The organism is Pseudomonas sp. S36 (genome assembly GCF_016647875.1).
Taxonomy (GTDB): Bacteria; Pseudomonadota; Gammaproteobacteria; order Pseudomonadales; family Pseudomonadaceae; genus Aquipseudomonas; species Aquipseudomonas parafulva.
This window is the reverse complement of sequence record NZ_JACVVG010000002.1, coordinates 224,378-230,394: the sequence shown is the minus strand read 5'-3', so window position 1 is coordinate 230,394 and position 6,017 is coordinate 224,378. Positions and strand designations below refer to the sequence as shown.

Annotated in this window: 3 protein-coding genes and 1 pseudogene; all 4 read right to left on the bottom strand. The window is 63.2% G+C overall.

Features of this window, described 5'->3' with window-relative positions:
- Window positions 1–70: 70 nt before the first annotated feature.
- A pseudogene (locus IAE36_RS02165) lies at window positions 71–630 on the bottom strand (transposase); the annotation flags it as partial.
- A 207-nt stretch (window positions 631–837) separates the two neighbouring features.
- Window positions 838–2,244, bottom strand: a complete 1,407-nt coding sequence (gene cycA, locus IAE36_RS02160) for a D-serine/D-alanine/glycine transporter (RefSeq protein WP_201210010.1) — start codon at window positions 2,242–2,244, stop codon at window positions 838–840.
- A 232-nt stretch (window positions 2,245–2,476) separates the two neighbouring features.
- On the bottom strand, window positions 2,477–3,841 hold the full coding sequence (locus IAE36_RS02155; RefSeq protein ID WP_201210008.1) for a PepSY-associated TM helix domain-containing protein: 1,365 nt from the start codon (window positions 3,839–3,841) through the stop codon (window positions 2,477–2,479).
- Window positions 3,842–3,898: 57 nt separating this feature from the next.
- Entirely contained in the window at window positions 3,899–5,965 is a 2,067-nt protein-coding gene (locus tag IAE36_RS02150) for a TonB-dependent copper receptor (protein WP_201210007.1), read from the bottom strand.
- Between the last annotated feature and the right edge of the window lie 52 nt (window positions 5,966–6,017).

The following is a 6,017-nucleotide window of genomic DNA, read 5'->3' as shown; positions in this document are numbered from 1 at the left end:
CCCCCCCCCCCCCGCCCCCCCCCCCCCCCCCCCCCCCCCCCCCCCCCCCCCGGGGGGGCCCCCGCCCCCCCCCCGCCGCAATAGCCTCATTAAGCCAACCAACGATTAAATGCCGTTCTGGCAACGAGGTCAGTTGCCCTCGTCGTCGCTGCCCCAGTAGGCATTGAGCTTTTTTCGCAGCACCAGCAAGGCCGCGGCTTCAGCCAACGCCGCATCCTTGCGACGCAGTTCCCGCTCCAGCTCACGGATACGATTTCTGTCGTCTCGAGACTGACCCGCACTCACATTTTTAGCGGTCGACTGCTTCGTGCTGCTGGCGATAAATGCATTACGCCAGTCGGTTATCTGCTCTGGAAAATTGCCTTTGCGCCGGCAATATTCGCCGATTTCCAGCTCCGATAGCGCTGCAGTTTCCATGATGACCGCCATCTTGGCTTCGGCTGACCAACTCTCAGCGGGTTGCTTGGTATCGGACAATTGCGTTCCTCTGGCCGCAGCCTGCTTGCGCCAATGATGGAGAGCCATGTCACTGCAGCCTTCGCGCCGAGCCACCTCCTTCGCCGATAGACTCAGTGGTGGGAGCATCATTTTCAGCAGTGCGGCTTTACGTTCTTCGGAATAGAAAGGCATGACCATACTCTTGCCGCCCCCGGAATGCTTTTCAAAAAGCGGGGGACACGACAACTACCCTGACACCGGGGGATCAAGATCAAGATCAAGATCAAGATCAAGATCAAGATCAAGATCTACAGCAACAGCGAGCTGAAATAAGTGCGCAGTTTAATGGGTAATAAGACTGCTCGCTGGGTGAGGGCCGCTTTGCGGCCCCTTGGGCTGTTAGCCGTTACGGACTGCCGTGCGCGGATGGCGCCTGCGGCGTACGCCCTGGTAAGTCACTGCCAGCAGCACGAACCAGATTGGCGTGACCACCAGCGCCGAGCGGGTGTCGGCTTCCAGGCTGAGCAGTACCAGAATGAAAGCGAAGAACGCCAGGCACACGTAGCACATGAAGCGCCCGCCCGGCATCTTGTACTTCGAGGCCTGGTGCAGCGGCGCACGGTGCTTGCGGTAGCTCAGGTACGACAGCAGGATCAGCGTCCAGACGAACATGAACAGCACCGCCGACACCGTGGTCACCAGGGTGAACGCCTCGATCACGTTTGGCACCAAGTAGATCAGCACCGCACCCAGCAGCAGGCAGAGGCACGAGAAGTACAGGCCGTTGGCCGGCACGGCGCGGCGCGACAACTTCTCGAACGCTTTGGGGGCGTCGCCTTCCTGGGCCAGGCCAAACAGCATGCGGCTGGTGGAGAACACGCCGCTGTTCGCCGACGAGGCTGCCGAGGTCAGCACCACGAAATTGATGATGCTGGCTGCTGCCGGCAGGCCGGCCAGCACGAATAGCTCAACGAACGGGCTCTTGCCTGGCACCACGTCGCGCCATGGGGTAACGGCCATGATCGCGATCAGCGCAAGCACGTAGAACACGATGATGCGGATCGGGATGGAATTGATCGCCCGGGGCAGGGTGCGCTCGGGGTTCTTGGCTTCGGCGGCGGTGGTGCCCACCAGCTCAATGCCGACGAAGGCGAACACGGCGATCTGGAAGCCGGCGAAGAAGCCCATGACCCCATGCGGGAACATCCCGGCGTCGTTCCACAGGTTGGCCAGTTGCGCAGTACGCCCGCTTGGCGAGGTGAAACCGGTGACCACCATGTACAGGCCCGTGGCGACCAGGCCGAGGATGGCGATGATCTTGATCAGCGCGAACCAGAACTCCATCTCGCCGAACAGCTTGACCGTGACCAGGTTCAGCGACAGCAGCACCGCCACGCAGGTCAGTGCCGGTATCCACTGGGGAAGCTCCGGGAACCAGAATTGCGTGTAGGCAGCGATGGCGACCACATCGGCGATGCCGGTGACCACCCAGCAGAACCAGTACGTCCAGCCGGTGAAGTAGCCGGCCCAAGGGCCGAGCAGGTCGGCGGAAAAGTCGATGAACGATTTGTAGTTCAGGTTCGACAGCAGCAACTCGCCCATGGCACGCATGACGAAGAACAGCATGAAGCCGATGATCATGTAGACGAAGATGATCGACGGGCCGGCCAGGCTGATGGTCTTGCCCGAGCCCATGAACAGGCCGGTGCCGATGGCGCCACCGATGGCGATCAGCTGGATGTGGCGGTTGGTGAGGTTGCGCTGCAGGTGCTGTTCTTCAGGTGGGTTGGGTACGGTTTGCGTCATAGGCTGCATTCCCTTGTAAAGGTCTGTCTTCTTGTCTGAGCTAGCCGGCTAGGCTAACACGCTCGTCCCATTTCGGGGCGCGACAGATCGACTCGACTTTTGGGTAGCAGGGAGGCGCAGAATTGTGCTGAAAAGTGTTCGGCGTAGCGAGGGCAGCGCTTGCGAGATCGAGCGCCGCCTGCGCGGCGCTCGGTTTCACAGGCGCAGACCCTGTTACGGCCAACCAGACAAATCACACACTGGCCATGACCTTGCGCTTCATCACCAGGCTATCGACCACCCACAAGGCAATCATCGATATCCCCACCAACGGAAACAACACGCCGAGCACCAACATCACCGCCACCGCCGCCTTCCAGCGTGGCAGGTCATGGCGCAAGGGGGGGACGCCCAGGCCGCCAGTAGGGCGGCGTTGCCACCACATCACCAACCCGCTCACCGAGCCCAGCAGAATCATCAGGCATATCAGCAGAATGATGACCTGGTTGACAGCACCAAACATTCGGCCTTCATGCAGCATCACGCCCAGCTCGGTGGCCCGTGCCACAGGGCTGTAGTCCTGCCAGCGCACGTCGGCCAGCACGTTGCCGGTGTACTGGTCCACATGCAAGGTGGCGTCGTTGCGTGGGTCGTCGGCGAACACGGCCACGGTGAACACGCCCTCGGCGGTGGTGGGCAGGGTGATGCTGTAGCCCGGCTCGACCTGGCGCGAAGTGGCGATATCCTCCACCTGCTGCACGCTGACCTGGGGTGCAGCGGGCATGTCCGACATACCGTGGTGGCCTGCGTGCTCGGCGTGGGCACCGGACTGCGGCATCGGCGTGTTCTCCATGGCCCATGGCACGGTCTGGCGGTGGGCGCTGTTCAGCGCACCCGCCTGCTGGTCCGATTTGGGTACGTCGTTCCACATGGCAGCCGGAAAACGGTTCCACAGTTCGGCGTACTGCTTGCCCCACAGCCCGGTCCAGGTCATGCCACTGAGCAGCATCAGCAATAACAGGGCCGAGCCCCAGAAGCCGATGACCGCATGCAGGTCGCGCCACAGCAACCGCCCACGGGCCGCCAACCGTGGCCACAGCACGCCACCGCCCTTTCGCCCGCGTGGCCACCACAAGTAAAGGCCCGACACCACCAGCACGATGCCCCAGCCTGCTGCGAGCTCCACCAGCCGGTCACCCACGGTGCCTACCATCAGCTCGCCATGCAGGGCGCGGGCAATGGCCTGCAGGTTGCACTTGGCATCCTGCTCGCCCAGCACCTTGCCGCTGTACGGGTTGACGAAGACGTTCAGCTCGCGCCCGTCTTCATGCACAACAAATTGTGCGCTGCGTGTGGGGGTGGGTGGCGGCAGGTATTGGCCGACATGCCCCTTGGGGTGGGCCTTGCGAACCTCAGCCAGCATCACGTCCGCACCTTGGCGGTGATGACCGGCTTCGACCACCATCAGGTCGCGGTACAGCAATGGGTCCAGTTGCGGCTTGAACAGGTAGATGATCCCGGTGATCGCCAGCAGGATCATGAACGGGGCCACGAACAGCCCCGCATAGAAATGCCAACGCCAGGCCAGGTTGTAGAATGAAACGCGTGTTCCTCTCATGGGAACCTCCCGTATGAACAGCCGTTGGGCGCAGCATTGCCGCGCCCTTTATTGTTATCAGAAGCTGAAGTCGACCTTGGTCCAGAGCGTTCTGCCGGGTTCATTGACCGGCTGCGGGTCGCTGGCCGGGTAGCCGAAACCGGCGTTGCCGGCCAGGTTCAGGTGCTCGGCGTAGGCTTTGTTGAACAGGTTGTCCACCCCGGCGCTCAGCTTGAGGTTCTTGCTCACCTTGTAGGCACCGTTCAGCGAGAACACGCCAAAACCTGCGCTGGTGCCATAGTCCTTGCCCACCACGTTGCCTTGGTTGCGGGCGATGCGGTTTTGCTCGTCCACCAGGCGCCAGAGGGCACCGGCGCTCCAGGCGTCGCGGGTATAGGTGAGGCCCAGGCGGCTTTCCAGCGGTGGCATCTGCGGCAGCGCCTTGCCATCGCTGCTGTTCTTGCCCCAGGCATAGGCCAGCGTGGCGTCGGCCTTCCAAGTATCGGTCAGCTGGTACGCAGCACCCAGTTCGCCGCCCATGATGCGGGCGTCGATGTTCTGCGCCTGGGAGGTGGCCATGCCCATCATGCCAGTGCGGTAGTCGAACAGAATGTAGTCGCGCACCTGCCCCACGTAGCCTGAGGCCCAGGCTTGCAGGCGCTCGCCACGGTACTGGATACCGAAGTCGAGTTGGGTGGTCTTCTCAGGCTTGATACCGTCGAAGGCATTGACAGCGCCGGCCGGTGCCCTCTTTGGCGAGAACAGCTCCCAATAGTCAGGGAACCGCTGGGCATGGCCCAGACCGATGTAGGCAGTTGCCGGTAGCGATGCCAGGTCGTGCTCATAGCGGACGAAACCGCTGGGCAGGGTGTCGGCACGGGTGTCGTTTTCAGTGGCACTGCCCTTGCGGAAGTCGCGAGCCGAGGCCCGGTCCAGTCGGGCACCGGTGATCAGGCGGTCTTCACCGCTGACGTACCAGGTCAGCTCGCCGAAGGCCCCATAGTTGTGGAAGTCGGCATCCTTGGTCCAGGGCTGGCCACGGTGTGCATCCACGCCCATGCCGCCACGCTTGCGATGTTCGTTGGTCTGCGCGTCGATGCCGCTGATCAATTGCACGTCGGCCCAGCGCCAGGTGGCCTTGATGCGCGCGCCAAGGGTGCGGCGGTCAACGTTGCTGACCATGGGCATGCCCATCATGCCTTTGCCTGACGGCGTGCGCAGGCTGTAGTTATCCATCACGTGGTCGGCGTAGTTGTAGTAGACCTGGGCTTCGACCTTGTCGAGCACCTCACCCAGGTTGGACTTTTCGAAACGCAGGCCCAGGCTTTCGCGCTTGAACTGCGAGCCGTCCATGCCACGGCCGGCATAGCGGGCCTCGCCATCACCTTTGCCAGCGGTGAGTTCCAGCAGGGTGTCGGCGTCGGGCGTCCAGCCCAGGGCGACGTCGCCGTTCCATTTATCCCAGCGCGACGGCACGTGGTGGCCGTTGCCGTCCTTGTAGTCACCGGAGCGCGACTGGTTGCCCACAAAGCGGGCATAGGCCTGGCTGTTGCCGGCAGCGGCGTCCACCACCTTGTCGAAACGGCCATTGGAGCCGGTCAGCAAGCTGGCATTGACGCGGCTGCCCAGGGTGCCGAACTTTTCCGGCTCGCGTTCGAACAAAATGGTGCCTGCCGAGCCGCCCGGGCCCCAGATCACGCTTTGTGGGCCTTTAATCACGGTCAGGCGGTCATAGGTTTCCGGCGAGATATACGACGTAGGGGCGTCCATGCGGCTGGGGCAGGCGCCCAGCATCAGGCCGCCATTGGTGAGGATGTTCAGGCGTGAGCCGAACATGCCGCGCAATACCGGGTCGCCATTGGTGCCGCCGGCGCGTATGGCCGAGAAGCCCGGGATGGTCTTGAGGTAGTCGGCGCCGTCACTGGCGGGCACGGGCTGGCGCGGGTCCTTGGGGTTGGTGACCACGGTCAGGGGCGAACTGGGGGCCACGGCGGTGATCACCGTGGGGCTGAGCTCGGGGGCATCGATGGGGTGGCCTGCATGTGCGGGGTCGGCGGCCAGGGCCACGGGGGCCAGCAGCGAGCCGCAGAGCACGGCGATGGTGCCACGCAGGGACAGGGCAAAAACAGGGGTGCAGCCGTACATAATGATTCCAGTCGATCAGTCATAAGGGGGCGCGAAGCCTCGTGGCCTCGTA